We start from the raw sequence: 19,384 nt of genomic DNA on the forward strand, positions 1-19,384 counted from the left end.
TTTAAACAATCATTAACCAAATAAATGTATTGTAGGCTACAGAATTTTAGGTTTTTTTCAGAAAGGTCGATCGCACCAAGCGCACACAACCGCAGGATTTCAGTTTAACAGGACGCGGGGCGCTCAAACTAAGGGCGATCGTACTCGCATAGGGCATAGGGCATAGGGCATAGGGCATAGGACATAGGGCATAGGGCATAGGGCATAGGGCATAGGGCATAGGGCATACCTCACTTTCTTAAGAACTGCTATATGATAAATAAAGTCTGGCAACTCTTCTAAAAGTTGGTGCGACAATTTGCCGTAGAAATCTTTACGAGATTTGGGAACTTATTAAACTGTTATAGCCGCAGTTTATTGAGCATAAATGAGTAAGTTGATAGTTTTTATTTAACTCGTTGGTAATCAGAAGACTTCAGAGTATGAGCCAAAAAGCGTTCTGTGTAGTACAAAGCTAATTGATTGCTCGGGCCATTAAAAACTGCATCAAAAGCGTGTTCAGCCCAAGGAATTTCGAGCAAAATAGCCGGTGAAGCGAAGCTATCCCGTAGGGAATCGCCCGTGGCTCGCAATCGTTGGTAGAGCGATCGACCAAACTTGGGCTGAACGATATGGTCGCGACCTGCATAAACCAGTAGAGAAGGGGGAAGATTCGGTTTAATATAATTGATGGGAGAAGCCCGACGGTAAAGCTCGTTGAGTTCGTCTGGCGTTCCTCCCAGAAAGGCACGCAAGACGGCTCGAACATTTATGGCATCAGGAAAAGGTGGGTCATTGTATCCCCGGATCAGGTCATTTGGCCCGTAATAGTTGACCACGGCTCGAACTGGAAGCACACTAGAATTATAAGCAGTTAGCATTGCTAAATGGGCACCTGCAGACCTTCCCATCAGAGCAATGCGATCGAGATCGATGTCCCAATCAGCAGCATGAGTTTTGATATAGGAAAGAGCGGCTTGTACGTCCTCAAGCTGAGCAGGAAATCGATACTTGGGAGCGTGGCGGTAAGCAATTGCAACCACACAATAGCCTTGGGCGGCCATATAACGGCTGAATTCCTCATTGGAATCGGGATTGCCTCTTTGCCAAGCTCCCCCGTAGAGTGTGATAATCGCCGGATATTTGCCAATTTGCATCGGCCGGTAAAGGTTTAATTGTAGTGAAACTCCGTCAGGTTTGGCAAATCCAATAGCCCGATCGATCCTAACCTCTCTGATGGGAATTCCTCGGAAGGCATCTGCGAGGATAAACGGTTGAGGGCGTAGCTGCGCGCGATGGGCTTGAGGAAGGGCTGCTAAATAGTTTTCCCCTAAAACTGCTTGCATTTGGGTAGCTATCGCTGTATTGGCTGCTGGGAACTGCATCAGGGGAAGCAGGCCCAGGATGAGGGCGAACAGGTTACAAATGAGTAAAATAATGTAGACTTTGCCTTGATGCCGTCTGAGCAGGTTCAGCAGAAGGGCGATCGTATTGATACCAACCAACCAAGGACTGATTTCTGGTGCTCCCACCGCCAAAGGGTACAGGAACATCGTGGGTGCTGGTACGATGATCCAGAGACTGAGAAATAGGGCGATCGTACTCAGGAACCAAGAAATAAATGGCGTGACTAAGAATGCTGCTAATAAGGGTAACTTTTTGCGGTTATTCTTGTGGATCATCGGATTTTCGCAGCCTAACTTTTAATCAGTTTAAATTAATCTGGTGGTTTTTATTGGTAATATCATGTCCGGTCGAGCGACCGCGATTTTTGTAGGGGCGGGTTCACCAACAATACCGGCCAATAATTGACCATCTCAAAAACCCGCCCCGACCGGGATATTAGAGTTAATTGATCGGACATGATATAAGTCGATCGCCTCTGGCATTACCAAACCAGCAGCTTCATTGACTCCGACATCCTGCGGCGAGCGAAAATGCTTTGCATCGTTCTATTTTCTTCTTTGGGGTTGTTCGCTGTTTCTGGGAATGTTAAGCTGAGGTTGTCCCGCTAAACTAGCTTTATGGGCTGTTATATCATGTCCGATCGATTGACCATAATATCCCGGCCGGGCGGGTTTTTGAGATTGTCAATTATTAGCAGATATTGTTGGTGAACCCGCCCCTACCTGATTTCGGGCGAAGCGAAGCGGAGGGAATCGACCGGACATGATATTACTCATCAAAAGTTTGGCTATTATTCCAATTTTGGTATTTAGACAGGACTTAGGCACGGGTGTCGAGAAACCGGGTTTTTTTACGAGTCTACTTCTTCGTGGCGCTAGGCGATTCCCAATAAAAAAACCCGGTTTCTTTACTGACTCGTTAAGCCTCGAAGTTTATCTCGAAAATAACAGAAGCTTGGTGACAAATTCTTATCTACGTCCATGTGGGGAGGAATATTGTTAGCCCAGTTTGTCTTCTCTAAACCAATTGCTTGCCCACCTTGTTGAGATAAGTTTTGTACACCACCGGAAAACACCGCCTCAGCTAACTTCTCCCATGTACCACAGATACTATCATTGGTGTAAGAATTTAGGACTGCTTCTTTTGCTCTCGGATAAGCTGCCTTAACTGCTGCTAAATCGCCTAGATACCATGCTTCTCCTTCTTCAATTGCTATGCAAAATTGCGTCTTTGGCGGAGGATTACACTTATCTACAATATCTAGTAGTTCTTTGCGAAACGTACTGAGGCATCGGTTATCTAGATCGCAAATTACAATGAGGACAAAAGAGTAATCAGGACAGTCAGATAATGTTTTACCCCATCCTTGAACAATTTTCGGAAGTAGGTCGAGCAAAATTCGTTTTTTTGCATCAGAAGTAGAGTTTATATCTTTAGGAACCTTATGCCCAAGTCCTTTGTAATAACTGATCTTAAATGTGTGTTCGGTGCTAATAATCTTTGGGATAAGAATTTCAAGAGCCGTTTTTCCAGAAATATCCTCGACAAGTATCTCAAAGTGCATTTATTCACCTTTTATCTAGATAATCGCTGTACCAAAGTCCGCCAAGGGGCAATCCTTCAGAAACAAGGTTATTAATGAGAGGGTCTTGGCTAGCTCGTCTGATTGTAGAAAAACCATCCTCGCCCTTTTCAAGTACCCAAACCTCTTCAGGGTTAAGAGCATCTACAAAATAGGGTTGATGTGTTGTAACAAATACTTGCGATCTTTTTCGAGCTGTAGCGTGTTCTCGAAATTCTCGGACTAGAGTTTCTAAAAGCTTATGGTAAAGTCCGTTTTCGGGTTCTTCTATGCACAAAAATGGCGGTGGTGAGGGGTCTTCTAAAAGAAGGAGATAGGCAAATATTTTCAGTGTTCCGTCTGACATTTGTTGAGCATAAAATGGTTCTTGAAAACCTCGATCGTTGAACTGCAGCAGAAGTCTACCGTCTGGACTTTTAGCGGTGCTAATCTTTGCCACGCCTGGAATCTTACTAGATATTTTTTGCAGAATTGATTGGAATTTCTTAGGATGCTCTCTCTCCATAAATTGAACCACATTTCCTAGATGATCTCCATGAATATTCAAATGTTTTTGTGGCCCAGCCAGAGGTAAGCTACGGGCAGCGTCTGGTGTGAAATAGCTGAGATACCATCCTTCGATAAATCTACGAAATGCGGAAATTCTTGGGTGTTGTTTGAGCGCTCCCAAAGTAGCAATTCCCAGTTTTCGCTTGTCGTCAAGTTCAACTATTTCCTTTTCTTTACTTTCTTCTGATCTCTCACCTATTTGGATTTCTTCTATTAAATTGTTTACATCAAATTCTCCTCGATCTTCATCAACTAGCTGACCTCCTTCTTCACCTTTCCATGCTAAGCCCTTACCTTCATTCAGAATCAAAAAAGAATAAGGTTGTCCTTTTTTTTCGTTTTTTCTCCGTTGTCTAAGTCTTTCTTTTTTTACATACGGTCTTTCAGAAGAGTCAAGGTCTATTGCCAAATCATAGGTGATTGGTCGAGCGTTACGATCCTCTTTATAGTAAATCTGAAACTCAACACTTCCCTTTTGTCCTTGCGATCGAATTCTCTCGAAACCTCCCCGCCCACGGGCATCACAGGCTTCTTCGACTCCCCCTTTTAAGCAGTCTGCAAGAAAGCCAAAAGTGTCAAAAAGCGTGCTTTTCCCAACACCATTTTTACCGATAACGGCTGTCATTGGCGTTAGTTCCTCGGCATTTTGCGTATTCCACAGCTTGCCCATAGTAATATCACGCAGCGAGCGGTAATTTATTACCCTAAATCCTTCTATTTTTGCCACTTAAGTTCCTCTGCTCCATTAGGAATGTTATAAGTTACTCTAACCATATAACAATTCAGTAACTCTAACATTATACTTGATTTTACTTAAGCCGATCGCCCATAATGCTCGGTCTTAAGCCACTCGGATCGCAGTAGTTGTTATGGATAATCTCCTAGCACATAAGTTGGCGGTGATTGAACCCTTGATGCAAGCGGCGGGTTAAGCGTGTCCTGAATTTATCACCCTTCCAGGAGCGAATAAACATTACTTAATTTTTGCTTTCGCGGCCCTAGATTCCACTGTGAATCCTGGAATATCTTGCAATTCTGTTTCGCTCAAACTGTACTGTTCGCAAACCAAACTCAAACGAGTCCCGGTACTTTTAACAGCGTTGACAGAGTGAGTCAAATCTCCTTGAAAATAGATCAGCGAGTTGGCTTGTGGCTTAATCTGGCCGACTTGCTGTTTGTTGCGCCGCAGTATCAATTCTCCTCCTTGCAAGTTCGGCGGTACTTGTACGTACAAAACGCTGACGGCTGCGGGAGGTTCAACTGTTTTGCAGTACGATCGCAAAGATCGATCGATATGCGGATCGACGCGGGAACCTTCACCCAGCAACAAAGGGTTGAGGTAAAAAGCATTGCATTCAGGCAGTAATGCTTGGTCTAGATAGGGTTTGAACAAAGGGAACCGCCGTTCTACTTCGGCGATTTCCGCACGTTGAAACACGACGGAAAACCCTTTTGTGCCAATGAAATCGCGATTGAGGTTGTTGATTGCTAGATAAGGGGAGGCTAGAATTGCTCCTCGCAAGTCGTTGAGGTAGTCGATCGAGAAAGCGTTAGGATGTTGACTATAGTATTTCAAGGCACTCAAAAATCATCAAAGTTCAAGGAAACAGCAGATAGAAATGTAGCAATCGCTCAGACTTGGGATTGCTTCGTTTCTCGCAATGAGATAATAATGTTTATTTGTGTCCGCGTACTTAAGTCAAAGGTTTTTCTTAACTGCGGGCGATCGCCCGGAAGTCTCGCAACCGACTAGCAACGGCAGAATATCAGTATACAGGCGATCGTTGTGGTGATTCGATTATATTTGCAGTTTAATTATACATGATGCTGCTGGGAAGCCGATCGCCCATTTATTTTAACTTGTCCAATTGCAGGGGCGATCGCAATTTCCGCGATCGCATCCGGCCTCTGTTTTATCACCGATTTCTTGAGTTTGCTAGCTGGAAAACAGATGCGTGTTGCTGGTGTATAGGAAACATCTTGCTAAAACCAGCAATCCGTGCATTAGGTAAAACTGCTGGGAGGGCGATCGACAATATCTAACTGGCGAGAGAACGTTAATAAAGTTTACAATTAGAGAATGTGGTCTAAGAAATACCAGCAGTCGCAACAGTTACTCAGTAATTATTTCAGATTAAATTAACATTTCACAGTGGAAAAAAGCCAAGCTGCCAGCTATAATTAAAGAGTAAGGGAAAAAAAATAACTCGCTGAAACGATAACGATATGGCAACAACATTGTACGAAAAAATGGGTGGAGAGCCAGCCATTAAAGAGATAGTCGATGATTTTTACCGCGATGTTTTGGCTGACGAGATAGTGAGCCACTTCTTCGATCATACAGACATGGAAAAGCAGCGCCGCCATCAAACTGCTTTTATCTCCTATGCCCTTGGCGGCACCAAGCAATACTCAGGCCGTTCAATGGAGAAAGCACACGCAGGTTTGAATTTACAGCCTGAACACTTTGATGCAATTGTGAAGCATTTGACCGATGCAATAGTTGCCCACGGCGCATCCCAAGAGGATCTCGATGAAGCGCTAGGTAAGATCGCGACTTTGAAAGAGGCTGTTTTGTACAAGTAAGATCGAGTGAATGCAACTGGGTTTTTGCAGCCACTAGAATAGTGATAAAAGTGGAGATTTCGTAATTGTGAAGCGAAAGCTCCACTTTGTTTTTTGCCGGATATAATGAACCGCTTTCGAGGCGAAGGAAGTAGCCTGTAGGGTTCGTCAGCTCGCTCACTTATTAGGCAAGAAAAACGCTGCGGCCCGTGGCACCATACAATACTATTTTAAATGCGTAACAGCTTAAGTAGATTTAGTAAAGTACAGTAATTGTTCGGCCATCCATGAGAGCGACGCTGATTGTTTCTTCGGTGAAGTACAGGTTTTTAACTCTATCGCCGGCAACCTCATGCCACCGCATATCCCGTATGAGGGCGGGCGTTGGGCGGTTGAAACCCCAAGACAATCTGATCTTTCCCAATCCCGGCTTCGACTAGCTCATTTGTAATCCCATCCTCAATGCCATCGCGTTGAATCCAAATTTTGTCATCAATAATTTGGACGTGAGTTATACATCCATGCACTCGCCGTTTTTGCTGCCAACCCACATCAAACAGCATAAAGTGATTGCGATCGCGATCGACAATTAAGTGCTGATCGATTTCTCCAAAAGAATAGGGAATTTCTGCATACTTTCTTAAAATGGTCTCGATCGTTTGCCGATAAAACTCTAAGTTATCCATCTTCTAACCTCCGCTGTGTTCGCATCAAAAATTAGCAATTTTAAGTGATTAATTTCAACCATTAATTGTGGCAGCTCCTCTGAAAAAAAATCTAAAAACACGCTTTCTGGAATGGCTAAGTACAACAAACGCGCCGAATTCTGCCGCTCCAAAACTTGTGAATACATGATGTATTGACCTAGCGCCTGCTCCAAATCATGTACGGGTGATGGGCCGATAAAGCTTTTCACCTCCACTGCAATCCGCTGACCTTCTTTCTCTGCTGCCAATAACTTCTGTGCACCCAAATCTATATAAGCCGAGCGTCCTCCTATCTTCAAGGTTAAGGGATCGTTAGTAATCGTCCAACCATCATTTTCTAGAGCCGTTCTCACCGTATTGTGGTAAATGTCTTTAGCCATCTTCAGAGTACCTCATCCAACTTAATGTCGGCTCCTTGTCGCCCATTATACCCTGGCTACGGGTGGGGAATACTCAGTTTGGCTATAGTTCAGCCTTTTGCCAGATGACAACCCTTAACTGCTCATAGCAAAATCGATAATATTTCGAGTCAGAGTGTATGCCGCAATACTTCGGAAAACTCCAAACAACCGAACAGCCTTGGTCAATTATTGGCTCTGTACAATCGATCGATAAAACCGATTCCCTACGGGATAGCTGCGCTTCACGCACAATTCACTTCAACTGTACCAATTCCTCCCTAAATATCAGCATCCTCGCACCGAATTTAATCCGAGTGCGAATGTCCCCAAACCCCCCCCAACTAGGGCGGGCACGGGGGCACCGCCCCTACAAGGGGGAGGAAGAAATTATAGACCAACCCCCCCTTAATAAGGGGGGGCTAGGGGGGGTAGAAAGCCGATCGCACTCAATAACCGTCCCTGACGAAGAGTGGGAAATTATACCATTTGAAGTGCGAGAAACAGACGAAAAAATAGAAATTGAAACCGCACAAATATTGATTTCCGTAAAGCGCGATCGCACTTCCATCGAATGCTTCGACAAATCGGGAAAACCCTTTGCTAGCGACTGCGATCCCAGTATGGGATGGCGCACCGGCGCAACCGCAGGCTGGAAGCGCATCGAAGCAGACGAGCACTTCTACGGTTTCGGCCAACGCACCGGCTTTCTCGACAAACTCTCGGAAGTCAAGACAAACTGGACAACCGACTCCCTCGACTACAATTCCCTCACCGATGAAATGTACCAGGCGATTCCATTTTACATCGCCCTGAATCCCGATCGCGCTTACGGCATTTTCTTCAACACGACATTTTGGAGTCAATTCGACATCGGCGCCGAAAAACCGGGGGTTTTGCGGATGGAAACCAGAGGCCCGGAACTCGATTACTACATTATTTACGGCCCGGAACCCGCCCAAATTCTCGCCACCTACACGCAGTTAACCGGCCGGATGCCGCTTCCGCCAAAATGGGCGCTGGGATACCACCAATGCCGCTGGAGCTACGAATCCGAGGACGTTGTGCGCGAGTTGGCGAAGGAATTTCGCGATCGGGCGATTCCCTGCGATGTCATCCACCTCGACATCGACTATATGCGCGGCTACCGCGTTTTTACCTGGAGCCCGAAGCGTTTCCCCGATCCCGCGAAACTGATCGCAGACTTGAAAGCAGCGGGTTTTAAGGTTGTCACGATTGTCGATCCCGGTGTCAAGTACGAACCGGAAGCAGATTATGAAATATTCGATCGCGGTGTAGAAAATGACTATTTCGTCCGCACCGCAGAGGGAAAGCTATTCCACGGTTACGTTTGGCCGGATAAAGCGGTGTTTCCCGACTTCCTGCGGCCGGAGGTGCGCCAGTGGTGGGGCGAATTGCACAAAACCCTGACAGATATTGGGATTGCGGGGATTTGGAACGACATGAACGAACCTGCGATCGCCGAACGGCCTTTTGGTGACGGCGGCGAACACATCAGCTTTCCCCTGGATGCACCGCAAGGCCCGGAATCCGATCGCGCCACCCACGCGGAAACCCACAATTTGTATGGGTTGATGATGGCGAAAGCTTGTGCTGAGGGCTTGCAAAAAGTGCGATCGAGCGATCGATCTTTTGTGCTGACGCGATCGGGTTTTGCGGGCGTTCAGCGTTACTCGTCGGTGTGGATGGGCGACAATCAATCGCAGTGGGAACACTTAGAAATGTCGCTACCAATGCTTTGCAATATGGGGCTTTCGGGCGTGGCGTTTGTCGGTTGCGACATCGGCGGCTTTGCGGGGAATGCAACGGCTGAATTGTTCGCGCGGTGGATGCAGGTGGGGATGCTGTATCCCTTGATGCGCGGTCATTCGGCCATGAGTACGGCGCAGCACGAACCGTGGGTTTTTGGATCTCGCACTGAGAAGATTTGCCGCGAATACATCAATTTGCGCTATCAGTTGTTGCCTTACATTTACACGTTGTTTTGGGAAGCTGCGACGACGGGAACGCCGATTTTGCGACCGCTACTATATCACTTTCCGCGCGATCGCACAACTTATCACCTTTACGATCAAGTATTACTCGGCCCGTCGCTGATGGCTGCACCTGTTTACCGGCCGGGAGTTGAGCATCGCGCCGTGTATTTGCCGGAGGGGACTTGGTACGATTGGTGGACGGGTGAATGCTATCAGGGCCCGATGCACATTTTGGCTTATGCACCTTTGGAGAGAATGCCGCTTTACGTGCGGGGTGGGGGCATAATGGCGATCGAACCTGTGAGGCAATTTGTCAGCGAAGAACCGCTTGAGTCATTAAAAATGCGAATTTGGCCCGGAAGCGGTGAATGGACGCTTTATGAGGACGACGGACACAGTTTTGAACACGAAAAAGGTGTCTGGGCTACGACTAATTACAAGGTGTATTTGGAAGAGGAAAAAATTATCGTTGAAATTGCCGCGCGCGAGGGTCAATTTTTGATATCAGAACGCGAAGTTATTGTGGAAGTTGTTGGCGTTGGCGAACAGCGATTTACAGATGACGGTACGGTGCGGCGTTTGATATTTGGATAGTTTTGGCATAAAGCGGTTTATGCTATGGTGGGATTCATTCAGGGCGATCGCTCGATCTGGCAGAGTTTGAGATGGAAAGGGCGATCGTATCCCTCGATCTGATATCTTGCACCATTCTCAATTAGCCGTAGGGGCGGGTTCGCCAACAGCCTTAAAGCTTGCAAATAGGTTCTATAAACCCGCCCGACCCCACGAAAAATCCTCTTATTGATATTGCTGCAAGATGTCAGTCGATCGAACTCAGCCTGCGATATCATTTCCGTTTAATTCGGAATTGTATCTAATCAGATTCTGTAGGGGCGGGTTCGCCGAGATATTTGATAAATATTGACAAATTCTATAAACCCGCCCCGCCCCTACGCCCGACGATACAACCGGAAACGATATGATTCCATTGTGGCTAGATAAAATTCATTTCAAGAATAGCCAAGATATTAGCAGACTAGAGCAATCCCAAAAAACATCTAACAAATTTGGCAAAGGTGTGGGATAAATTGTAAGGTAAAGGTTTTGAGGGTATAAGGAAATCGTATGGCGAGGCAAAAGAAACCTGACCAAAGAGCGATCGGGCAATACAACCACGAAAACCAACAAAGGGTAAATAACCCACCCGTCGGACTGGTTACGCCAGACACCGATCCAGATGGGGATAGCAAACAATATGCCTACGATCCTCACCTTGACCCTCAGTTAGTTTGGGCTGGAAAAGCAGAACATACTAGCTTTGAAGTCCCTACAGTCTCGCTGCACGTTCACGAACGCATCGATCCGCGCAGCATCATTGAAGCAGTGCGGAAGCAAAATCAAAGTCAGGGTGTACAGTTATCTCTATTTGAAACACCCGAAGAAAATCCTCCGATTCGACAGGCGATCGAGTTTTACAAGCACAAGCATAATTGGAGTAACCGCTTAGTTGCGGGAGACTCGCTTTTAGTGATGAATTCCCTATTAGAAAAAGAGGGAATGGCGGGACAAGTGCAGATGATTTATTTCGATCCGCCCTATGGGATTAAATATGGTTCAAATTTTCAGCCATTTGTGAATAAGCGGGATGTGAAAGATGGGAAAGATGAGGATTTGAGTCAAGAACCGGAAACGATTAAAGCGTTTCGGGATACTTGGGAATTGGGGATTCATTCTTATTTGACTTATTTAAGAGATAGATTGTTGTTAGCGAGAGACTTATTGTCGGAAAGTGGTAGTGTTTTTGTCCAGATTTCTGATGAGAATGTGCATCTAGTTAGAATTTTAATGGATGAGACTTTTGGAGCAGCTAATTTCGCAGGTATAATTTCTTTGAAAAAAACTGGCGCTCAAACAACAAAACTTTTACCACCTGTTTGCGATTTTATTATTTGGTATACAAAGTTAATCAAGCAAGTAAAATACAATCAGTTATTTAAAGAAATGGTAGCTGGTGAAGGACATAGCACTGGAGAAAGATACGATCAAGTTATTTTAGAAGATGGGACAATAATTCCTGCAAGTAAAGTTGAATTAGCTTCTGAGAAAGTTAAATTTTTTAGATATGTAACACTTTCCTCAAACCGTCCAGCTAAAGAGCATGAAAAAGTTCCTTTGCATTTCAAAGGTAAAACATTTTTGCCGCCACAAAACCGAACTTGGACTACAACTGTCGAAGGATTTCAGCGTTTAATTTGGGCTAACAGAATACATTCGGGACGTGCAAGCTTAAATTACATTAAATTTTTGGAGGACTTCCCAGCCAATCCTATTGGGAATCTTTGGGAAGATTTACCCGGTACTCCAGATAAAACTTACGTTGTTCAGACTAATGCGAAAGTTATTCAACGCTGTCTTTTAATGACCACCGATCCAGGCGACTTAGTTCTCGACATAACCTGTGGTTCCGGTACAACTGCCTATGTTGCGGAACAATGGGGACGTAGATGGATAACCTGCGATACCTCAAGAGTCGCAGTAACCCTGGCAAAACAACGCTTGATGACTGCAACATTTGACTATTACCAACTTGCAAATTCCCAGGAAGGCGTAGGCAGTGGTTTCAAATACAAAACAGTCCCTCACATCACCCTCAAATCTATTGCCAATAACCCAGAAATTCGGGAAGGCATGAACCGCATACAAATCGAACAAGCTATTAATAAATATGCCGACCAAGAAACCCTCTACGACCAACCTTTATTAGATAAATCCAGAGCCAGAGTTACTGGCCCATTTACAGTCGAGGCAGTCCCCGCCCCCATAGTCAAACCAATTGATGATGTTATCAATCCACCCGTTGCTGACCAATCAATTGCCCGTTCTGGGGAGACTCTGCGACAATCAGAATGGCGTGATGAAATGCTAAAAACAGGAATTCGCGGTAAAAACGGGCAATACATCCTGTTTTCGCGAGTGGAAGCTTTACCCGGTACTCGCTGGCTTCATGCCGATGCCGAAACCAAACCTAACGATTTGGGATCAAATACCGTCAAAGAATCTGGCGGCACTTATGATAAACCGATGCGAGTTGTGATTTCTTTCGGGCCAGAACACGCACCCCTAGAACAACGCCAAGTCACTCAAGCTATTGAAGAAGCACAAACTTTAGTACCAAAACCTAAATTAATTATCTTTGCCGCCTTTCAATTTGACCCTGAAGCGGCCAAAGACATCGACGAAACCAACTGGCCGGGTGTCACGCTTCTGAAAGCACAAATGAACATGGATATGCAGACAGAAGACCTCAAGAAAAAACGCGCCAGTAACGATAGCTTCTGGCTGATGGGTCAACCAGATGTCGCCCTCCGCCGCATTGATCAAGGCGAAAATAAAGATAAGTGGGAAGTAGAAGTTTTTGGCTTCGATTACTACAACACCAAGACTGGAAATATCGAGTCTGGCAGCGTTGAAAAAATTGCCGTATGGATGTTAGATACCGATTATGATGGCAGAAGCGTTTTCCCGCGTCAGGTTTTCTTCCCGATGGCAGGAGAAAAAGATGCTTGGTCGCGTCTAGCCCGCAATCTCAAAGCCGAAATTGATGAAGATTTAATTGAGTCTTATCAAGGCACTGTATCCTTGCCTTTTGACATAGGAGAATATCAGCGTGTTGCTGTTAAAATTGTGGACGATCGCGGGATTGAAAGTTTGAAAATTATTCGGTTAACGCCATAATTGCTCTCTAGCAATGCGGTCGAGTTGGCCTGTCCTGGGAATCTTATTATACTAAAAAGCTTTTTAGTATAATAAGATTCCGAGCCAGCCGTCTTATTTCACTGGAATAACATAAGATAACAAGACCTCAACCTTTGTCCCTCCGTCACCCAACTATGCGATCTGGTCGATACGTCCAACAAATTGAAGGATACAGCGCCTTCATTCCAGCGCCCCTCCCTCCCGAACCGCCCATTAAAATGGACGCAGAGCTCCATCGCTTGCTCTCCAATGCCGATCGCGCTTTGGGAAGACTGGACGGTGCTACCTCTATTTTGCCCAACCCTGACCTATTCGTAGCGATGTACGTCCGTCAGGAAGCCGTTCTTAGTTCTCAAATTGAAGGGACGCAAAGCACCCTAGAGGACGTACTTCAATATGAAATTGATGTCAAAGGTCAAGAACGCTTTAAAGATGTGCAGGAGGTTGTTAACTACGTTAACGCTATGAACTACGGTTTAAAGCGGCTTCAAGAATTTCCACTTTGTCTGCGCTTGCTGCGAGAAATTCATGCAGAATTACTCAAAGATGTGCGAGGAAGCGATCGCACACCAGGAGAATTTCGGAAAAGTCAAAATTGGATTGGCCCTCAAGGTTGTAACCTCGGTACTGCGGCCTATGTACCTCCAACAGTTGCAGAAATGCACCAATCTCTCGATAACCTAGAGAGATTTTTGCACGATAACAATTCTTTACCTGTACTGATTCATTGCGGATTAGCTCACGCTCAATTTGAAACAATACATCCATTTTTAGATGGAAACGGACGGATTGGACGATTGCTAATTACTTTTTTGCTTTGTCAGCAAGGAATCCTGCAAAAGCCTTTACTATACCTCAGTCATTATCTAAAATTTCACCGAATAGAATATTACGATCGCCTGATGGCAATTCGCACTCATGGTGATTGGGAAGGATGGTTAAAGTTTTTTCTTCAAGGTATTTTTGAAGTCAGCCAGTCAGCCACAGCCACAGCCCGTTCTATTCTGGAAATGCGCGAAAAACACCGCGAAATTATCGGTCAGCAAATTTCCAGTAGCAGTTATGGGTTGCGCTTGCTAGATTTACTTTTCCACCAGCCAATTGTGAATATTCGTTTGGTACAAAATGAACTGCAATGTACTTACGCAACTGCTAGTAAAATAGTCGATAAATTTGTAGAAGTTGCTTTGCTTCAAGAAGTTACAGGTTGGCAACGCAACAGACTTTATCGTTACGAACCCTATCTCGATCTTTTTGAAAGCAGCTACACATTAATCAATCCAGAAAAATCTGATTCTATACCCTCAACTCAAAGTTAATATTTTTTGAATACAGCAAATCTTATGTCATCAAAAACGACCATCGATCAACTCATTATCAATTCTCCCTACGAAGAACCGAAACAATATTGGCACTACGATCGCACTTCTCGCCTATTTAGCCTTGCAGAAGGAAGAAGACCCGCAGGCTATATCATTGCTTCGGAAAGCTCCAAAACCTTCGACGATCCAGGCAAATTTGTCGAAATTCCTCTAGTTAACCAAATCCGTCCCCGCGTCAAAGCTTGGTGCAATAAGGGACACCCCGGCGTTACAGGCGTTACCAAGCGTCTGCTAGAACACTGGCACAACTCCGAAGAACGGGACTTTCCCTTCTTTTTCTGTCAGTTAGAAGCCATAGAAACCCTAATCTGGCTAACTGAATCCCCCCCGTCTGAAAAAGTTGGCATCGACATTCCTTCCGATGGGGGAAACTTCAAACGCCTCTGTTCCAAAATGGCAACAGGTTCCGGCAAAACAATCGTCATGGCGATGTTAATTGCATGGCAAATTCTCAATAAAGTTACCTATCCCCAAGACTCCCGCTTTTCCAAAGCTATTTTTGTCATAGCCCCCGGACTTACAGTTAAGAATCGTCTGCAAGTTCTGCTTCCCTCTGCTGAAAATAGCTACTACGAAATTTTCAATATTGTTCCTCTGGGCTTATTCGATCAACTTCGTCAAGGCAAAGTTTTAATCCGTAACTGGCACGCCCTTAACTGGGAAACAGAGGAACAAATTAAAAAGAAAAAAGGAGTTGATAAACGTGGTGCAAAAAGTAATGAAGCCTACGCAAGAGAGGTTTTAGGTGAACTTGCCAACTCCAGCAACATTGTTGTCATCAACGACGAAGCACACCACGCATGGCGCATTCCTGCTGAATCCAAAGTTAAAGGTGTCAGCAAAGAAGACTTAGATGAGGCAACTAAGTGGGTTGGTGGGTGCGATCGCATCCACCAAGCTAGAAAAATCCTCACCTGCTTTGACTTCTCCGCCACACCCTTCGCCCCGTCTGGTAAAAAGAGTTCGGAAGAAGCTCTCTTTGGCTGGATTGTCAGTGATTTTGGCTTAAATGATGCGATCGAATCTGGCTTAGTCAAGACTCCCCGCGTTGTGATTCGCGACGATGCAAGACTCAACGTGCAAGATTTCAAATCCCGCCTTTACCATCTTTATCGAGATCCAGAAGTTTACGATGATGTAAATCGTAAAGCCAAGCCCAATGAATCGCTTCCTGATTTGCTCAACAACGGCTACCTCTTACTCGGAAAAGATTGGCTGGAAACTGCGAAAGCATGGAAAGAATCTGGGCATAAAGTTCCACCAGCAATGATTTCGATCGCCAACCGTACCGAAACTGCTGCGCGAATCAAATATGCCTTTGACCATAACAAAATTCAGGTCGAAGAACTCTGCATTCCAGAATACACATTACACATAGATTCTAACGTTCTGAAAATGGCAGAATCCCAAGAGGAAAGCACTGAGATACAAGACACAAATTCAGAGACTGCCGAAGATGATAACTCTGATGATGAGCCTATTCGCAAACTTTCTAAGAAAGAACAGGCAGAACTTTTACGGCAAATGGTGGATACGGTTGGTCAAGTTGGGAAGCCTGGGGAACAGATTCAAAATGTCATCTCAGTTGGGATGCTGTCTGAAGGCTGGGACGCTAAAACTGTAACGCATATTATGGGGATTCGCGCATTCACCAGCCAACTTCTCTGCGAACAAGTCGTAGGTAGAGGTTTACGGAGAACTACTTACGACATCAACCCAGAAACAAACCTACTTGAAGCCGAATATGTTAATATTTTTGGTGTTCCTTTTACCTTTCTTCCCCACGAATCCGATGAAGGAACTCCGCCTCCACCCCCTACTCCTAAAACTGAAATTAAACCAGATCCTGAAAAGCAGCAGTTTGAAATAAGTTTTCCCAATATCGTTCGCATTGATTACATTTATAAACCCGAACTCAAACTCGATTTGAGTCAGGTTAAGCCTTTGAAGTTAAATGCCTCTGACAATATTACCCTAGCAGACCTCGCTCCCAGTGTCGATGGCAAACCCGATGTCACGAAAATAAAGGCGATCGATCTAGAAGATTTAGGTCGAAAACAGCGGATGCAAAAAATCACTTTTGAGGTTGCTAGAGATATTTTCGATCAGATGAAACCCGGCTGGAAAGGTAATCGAGAATACTTACTGGCAAAACTGATTCAATTAGTCGAACAATTCATCCACTCAGATTTTATCCAAATTACTCCGCCATTGTTCAATCGAGACGAAATCCGACGACGTATCCTGATCACTCTTAATCTGAGAAAAGTCGTTGAACACATCTGGAACGCTATTTATTTAGAAAATACAGAAAGAATTGAACCAGTTTTCGATCCAGTTCATCCAATCCGATCTACAGGTGATATGCGTTCCTGGTACACAGGTAAACCTTGTGATTACACTCGTAAATCTCACATCAACTGCTGCGTCTTTGACAGTACATGGGAAGCCAGCGAAGCCTACGAACTCGATCGAGAAAGAAACGATCATATTGTAGATGCTTGGGTGAAAAACGATCGCCTGGGATTTGAGATTCTCTATATTTTTGGCGGAGTTGTTCGGAAATATCGCCCCGACTTTATAGTTCGTCTGAAAAATGGCAATTTTTTGATTCTAGAAACTAAAGGGCAACAAACTCGTCAAGATGAGGCTAAATGGGTATTTCTCGATCAGTGGATTAAAGCTGTTAACCAGCATGGTGGTTTTGGTTATTGGCAGTATGATGTATCCACAAATCCGGCTGATGTTCGATTAATCTTGGAAAAAGCGGCATTTCAGTTGAGATAAAGTTACTATAATATATCATCCGGGGATGAGTAGACCCGACACCTACCCACAAATAATGCAACCCATCCAAATTACCACATTCCAAGCTCTGTGGCGCAGCTTGGGCATGATAATCAAAGCCGCACCAATTGAACTCCGCAATTTAATAATACTCAACATTATCAGCGGTGCTGCCCCATCGGTCGTGCTTTTTTTAGATAAATTAATCATTGATGAAGTATCTCGGTTGCTGTCGCAAACCCAAACAGCACAGCCCCTTGCTTTGATGCTTTCCCGACCAATATTGCTGTGGAGTATTGGCGGAGTCTTAAGTCTTAGGTTAGTCGGCGATGCCCTAGACACAATGAGTTCTTTTGCAGCGACATCTTTGCGCGATCGCGTTCAAGGCTTTGTCGAAGGAAAAGTCCTCGAAAAAGTCGCCAATTTCGACGATATTGCCCTGTTTGAAAACCCGGAACTATTAAATATAGTAGAACTCGCAAAAACCGGAGTATTCAAAATACAGCAACTAGCATTTACCATCAGCATGACCATCACGGGAATTTTTATATTTATTCCATCGATAGGCCTTGCTGCTGCAATAGCTTGGTGGGTGCCAGTGGTGATGTTGATTTCATCCTGTCCCTCAATTTACATCCAAAGAAAATATAGCAAAATCATCTGGAGAGTTCAAAGAAAGCAAGCTAAAATCAGCCGCGAGATGAACTTGTCCGCTAGAGTCCTGACGGGCGAAGAATATGCTAAAGAATTGCGTTTGTTTGGCTTGCAGGAACTTTGGCTCAAACGCTGGCAGGAGCAGTTTTTGCAATTTTTTAGCGAGATGCAGCAAATCCGAAAAAAAGGAGCAATTGTTTTACTTTTGTGGTCAGTGTTTAGTAGAATCGGAGTAGCTTTGCCCTTTGTTTATGTGGTAATGGGAGCTTTGGGAGGGCGCTATACTTTGGGAGATTTGGCGCTGTATTCGGGTTTGATTGTTCAGGTGGAGCAAAGTTTGCAGTTACTTATAGGCAATTATGCTAATTTGTACGATATTTCCCTCGGTGTTACTCCGATTTTTCAACTTTTGGAACTCAAACCAGAATTGCAGTCTCCGCTTGGAGATGTAGCATCTCGCCTGCCTAGTTTACCAGAAGACGGGCTAGATGCCTGCCCCACAAAAGATAAAATTGGCATCGAGATTAAGCATTTATCTTTCTGTTATCCCGGTAGCAATAAAAGCACGATCGCAAATATCGACTTAACCATTAATCCGGGTGAAATGCTAGTGCTTGTTGGTGAAAATGGCGCGGGTAAAACCACCCTTGGCAAACTGCTCGGCAGACTGTACGATCCGACAAGCGGTACGATCGACTGGAACGGCAAAGATTTGCGATCGTACTCTCTAGCATACGTGCGATCGCGCATCGCCGTCGTCATGCAAGATTACGCCCGTTTCCCCTCCACAGTTCGCGAAAACGTCGGTTTCGGCGACTTGCTTTCACTCTCAGATGACACCGCAATTAATGAAGCTATTTCCGAAGCAGGAATTAGCGCCAAAGTAAATAGTCTTTCCGCAGGTTTAGAGACTCCGTTGGGGAAACAATTAGAAGACGGCATAGACTTATCGGGGGGACAGTGGCAAAGAATTGCGATCGCCCGCGCCTTAATGCGGCTTTCTACAGCCGAAGTGCTCATTTTTGACGAACCAACCGCCGCCCTCGACCCCAAGACAGAACACGAAATTTACAGCATCTTCCGCCAAATAGCCGCCGGGAAAACAACCATAGTCATCAGTCACAGATTGGGATTAGCAAAAATTGCCGATCGCATCGCCGTCATGGAAAACGGTAAAATAGCAGAAATAGGAACTCACGACGAATTGATAGCATCAAACGGAATTTACTGCTCAATGTTCACCCGTCAAGCTAGCAGCTATATTTAGAATTAAACAAACAGTCCGCCAGGGGTTTTAACCCCTGTCTCATAGCAAAAGTCGGTTGAAACCGACTGAGGAGATATTGCAATGCTTGTTCAAAAATGTGTCTTTCAGTCCTCTTTGAGAGGACTTTTGCTATGAGACGGGGGTTTTCAACCCCCGGCGGACTTGTGGGTTAGCGTGGGGAATTAAGCGCGGGTGATTGCGATCAATTATCGCGGATTTGCGCTCTAATTTCTCTCGTTAGGTGGCGATAAACCGAGTTTCTGCGACAAGTTTCAGTTGAGTACGAGAAATATCGGAAGAAACCCGGTTCCTGGGATTAGCTGCGTGGCGAGAAACCGGGTTTCTGCGACAATT

The 19,384-nt window shown here is 45.0% G+C and carries 14 protein-coding genes; 7 read left to right on the plus strand and 7 right to left on the minus strand.

Annotation, left to right across the window (positions count from 1 at the left end; genetic code table 11):
- Positions 1–386: 386 nt before the first annotated feature.
- From QUB51_RS06690 to QUB51_RS06705, 4 genes are all read right to left on the minus strand, one after another.
- Positions 387–1,661, minus strand: coding sequence for an alpha/beta hydrolase (locus QUB51_RS06690; protein ID WP_333208050.1), 1,275 nt, complete (start codon positions 1,659–1,661; stop codon positions 387–389).
- 632 nt (positions 1,662–2,293) lie between these two features.
- On the minus strand, positions 2,294–2,950 hold the full coding sequence (locus QUB51_RS06695) for a hypothetical protein (protein WP_333259363.1): 657 nt from the start codon (positions 2,948–2,950) through the stop codon (positions 2,294–2,296).
- A 4-nt stretch (positions 2,951–2,954) separates the two neighbouring features.
- Complete coding sequence (locus tag QUB51_RS06700) at positions 2,955–4,244, minus strand: AAA family ATPase (protein WP_333259366.1); 1,290 nt, start codon at positions 4,242–4,244, stop codon at positions 2,955–2,957.
- A 246-nt stretch (positions 4,245–4,490) separates the two neighbouring features.
- Positions 4,491–5,093, minus strand: coding sequence for a 2OG-Fe(II) oxygenase (locus QUB51_RS06705; protein ID WP_333055556.1), 603 nt, complete (start codon positions 5,091–5,093; stop codon positions 4,491–4,493).
- 245 nt (positions 5,094–5,338) lie between these two features.
- Here QUB51_RS06705 and QUB51_RS06710 point away from each other — a divergent pair, with 245 nt between their 5' ends.
- Both QUB51_RS06710 and QUB51_RS06715 read left to right on the plus strand, forming a co-directional pair.
- Complete coding sequence (locus QUB51_RS06710) at positions 5,339–5,560, plus strand: hypothetical protein (protein ID WP_333055557.1); 222 nt, start codon at positions 5,339–5,341, stop codon at positions 5,558–5,560.
- A gap of 183 nt (positions 5,561–5,743) precedes the next feature.
- A complete protein-coding gene (locus QUB51_RS06715; RefSeq protein WP_333055558.1) occupies positions 5,744–6,103 on the plus strand; it encodes a group 1 truncated hemoglobin in 360 nt (119 codons plus the stop codon).
- 329 nt (positions 6,104–6,432) lie between these two features.
- Here the strand turns inward: QUB51_RS06715 and QUB51_RS06720 are convergent, their stop codons facing one another.
- Together QUB51_RS06720 and QUB51_RS06725 are read right to left on the minus strand one after the other, a co-directional pair.
- The gene (locus tag QUB51_RS06720; RefSeq protein ID WP_333102648.1) at positions 6,433–6,768 is read right to left on the minus strand and encodes a XisI protein; all 336 of its coding nucleotides are present in this window, start codon (positions 6,766–6,768) and stop codon (positions 6,433–6,435) included.
- Positions 6,756–7,169 (minus strand): element excision factor XisH family protein, encoded by a 414-nt coding sequence (locus QUB51_RS06725; protein WP_333102649.1) that lies wholly within the window; start codon positions 7,167–7,169, stop codon positions 6,756–6,758. Before QUB51_RS06725 ends, QUB51_RS06720 begins: the two co-directional genes overlap by 13 nt.
- 158 nt (positions 7,170–7,327) lie before the next feature.
- Here QUB51_RS06725 and QUB51_RS06730 point away from each other — a divergent pair, with 158 nt between their 5' ends.
- Positions 7,328–9,778: a glycoside hydrolase family 31 protein gene (locus QUB51_RS06730; RefSeq protein ID WP_333259369.1), complete on the plus strand. Its 2,451-nt coding sequence runs from the start codon at positions 7,328–7,330 to the stop codon at positions 9,776–9,778.
- Positions 9,779–9,816: 38 nt separating this feature from the next.
- On the opposite strand, the gene QUB51_RS06735 is transcribed toward QUB51_RS06730, so the two are convergent.
- Positions 9,817–10,035 carry a hypothetical protein gene (locus tag QUB51_RS06735; RefSeq protein ID WP_333231097.1) on the minus strand — a complete coding sequence of 73 codons (219 nt, stop codon included), beginning with the start codon at positions 10,033–10,035 and terminating at the stop codon, positions 9,817–9,819.
- 274 nt (positions 10,036–10,309) lie between these two features.
- Here QUB51_RS06735 and QUB51_RS06740 point away from each other — a divergent pair, with 274 nt between their 5' ends.
- The 4 genes from QUB51_RS06740 to QUB51_RS06755 all read left to right on the plus strand — a co-directional run bounded on the left by QUB51_RS06740 (position 10,310) and on the right by QUB51_RS06755 (position 19,030).
- A complete protein-coding gene (locus QUB51_RS06740; RefSeq protein WP_333259373.1) occupies positions 10,310–12,919 on the plus strand; it encodes a DNA methyltransferase in 2,610 nt (869 codons plus the stop codon).
- A gap of 155 nt (positions 12,920–13,074) precedes the next feature.
- Positions 13,075–14,259 (plus strand): Fic family protein, encoded by a 1,185-nt coding sequence (locus QUB51_RS06745; protein ID WP_333231093.1) that lies wholly within the window; start codon positions 13,075–13,077, stop codon positions 14,257–14,259.
- Positions 14,260–14,283: 24 nt separating this feature from the next.
- Positions 14,284–17,109 (plus strand): BPTD_3080 family restriction endonuclease, encoded by a 2,826-nt coding sequence (locus QUB51_RS06750; RefSeq protein ID WP_333259376.1) that lies wholly within the window; start codon positions 14,284–14,286, stop codon positions 17,107–17,109.
- 55 nt (positions 17,110–17,164) lie between these two features.
- Positions 17,165–19,030: an ABC transporter ATP-binding protein gene (locus tag QUB51_RS06755; protein WP_333055565.1), complete on the plus strand. Its 1,866-nt coding sequence runs from the start codon at positions 17,165–17,167 to the stop codon at positions 19,028–19,030.
- Positions 19,031–19,384 lie beyond the last annotated feature (354 nt).

Origin of the sequence: Microcoleus sp. AT8-A3 (assembly GCF_036705675.1) — a bacterium.
Classification (GTDB): Bacteria; Cyanobacteriota; Cyanobacteriia; order Cyanobacteriales; family Microcoleaceae; genus Microcoleus.

Excerpts from the sequence above, each read along its gene's own strand:
- QUB51_RS06695 (WP_333259363.1), bottom strand. The coding sequence starts at position 2,950 with ATGCACTTTGAGATACTTGTCGAGGATATTTCTGGAAAAACGGCTCTT.
- QUB51_RS06745 (WP_333231093.1), top strand. The coding sequence starts at position 13,075 with ATGCGATCTGGTCGATACGTCCAACAAATTGAAGGATACAGCGCCTTC.
- QUB51_RS06750 (WP_333259376.1), top strand. The coding sequence starts at position 14,284 with ATGTCATCAAAAACGACCATCGATCAACTCATTATCAATTCTCCCTAC.
- QUB51_RS06690 (WP_333208050.1), bottom strand. The coding sequence starts at position 1,661 with ATGATCCACAAGAATAACCGCAAAAAGTTACCCTTATTAGCAGCATTC.
- QUB51_RS06740 (WP_333259373.1), top strand. The coding sequence starts at position 10,310 with ATGGCGAGGCAAAAGAAACCTGACCAAAGAGCGATCGGGCAATACAAC.
- QUB51_RS06755 (WP_333055565.1), top strand. The coding sequence starts at position 17,165 with ATGCAACCCATCCAAATTACCACATTCCAAGCTCTGTGGCGCAGCTTG.
- QUB51_RS06715 (WP_333055558.1), top strand. The coding sequence starts at position 5,744 with ATGGCAACAACATTGTACGAAAAAATGGGTGGAGAGCCAGCCATTAAA.
- QUB51_RS06710 (WP_333055557.1), top strand. The coding sequence starts at position 5,339 with ATGATGCTGCTGGGAAGCCGATCGCCCATTTATTTTAACTTGTCCAAT.
- QUB51_RS06730 (WP_333259369.1), top strand. The coding sequence starts at position 7,328 with ATGCCGCAATACTTCGGAAAACTCCAAACAACCGAACAGCCTTGGTCA.
- QUB51_RS06735 (WP_333231097.1), bottom strand. The coding sequence starts at position 10,035 with ATGATATCGCAGGCTGAGTTCGATCGACTGACATCTTGCAGCAATATC.
- QUB51_RS06720 (WP_333102648.1), bottom strand. The coding sequence starts at position 6,768 with ATGGATAACTTAGAGTTTTATCGGCAAACGATCGAGACCATTTTAAGA.
- QUB51_RS06725 (WP_333102649.1), bottom strand. The coding sequence starts at position 7,169 with ATGGCTAAAGACATTTACCACAATACGGTGAGAACGGCTCTAGAAAAT.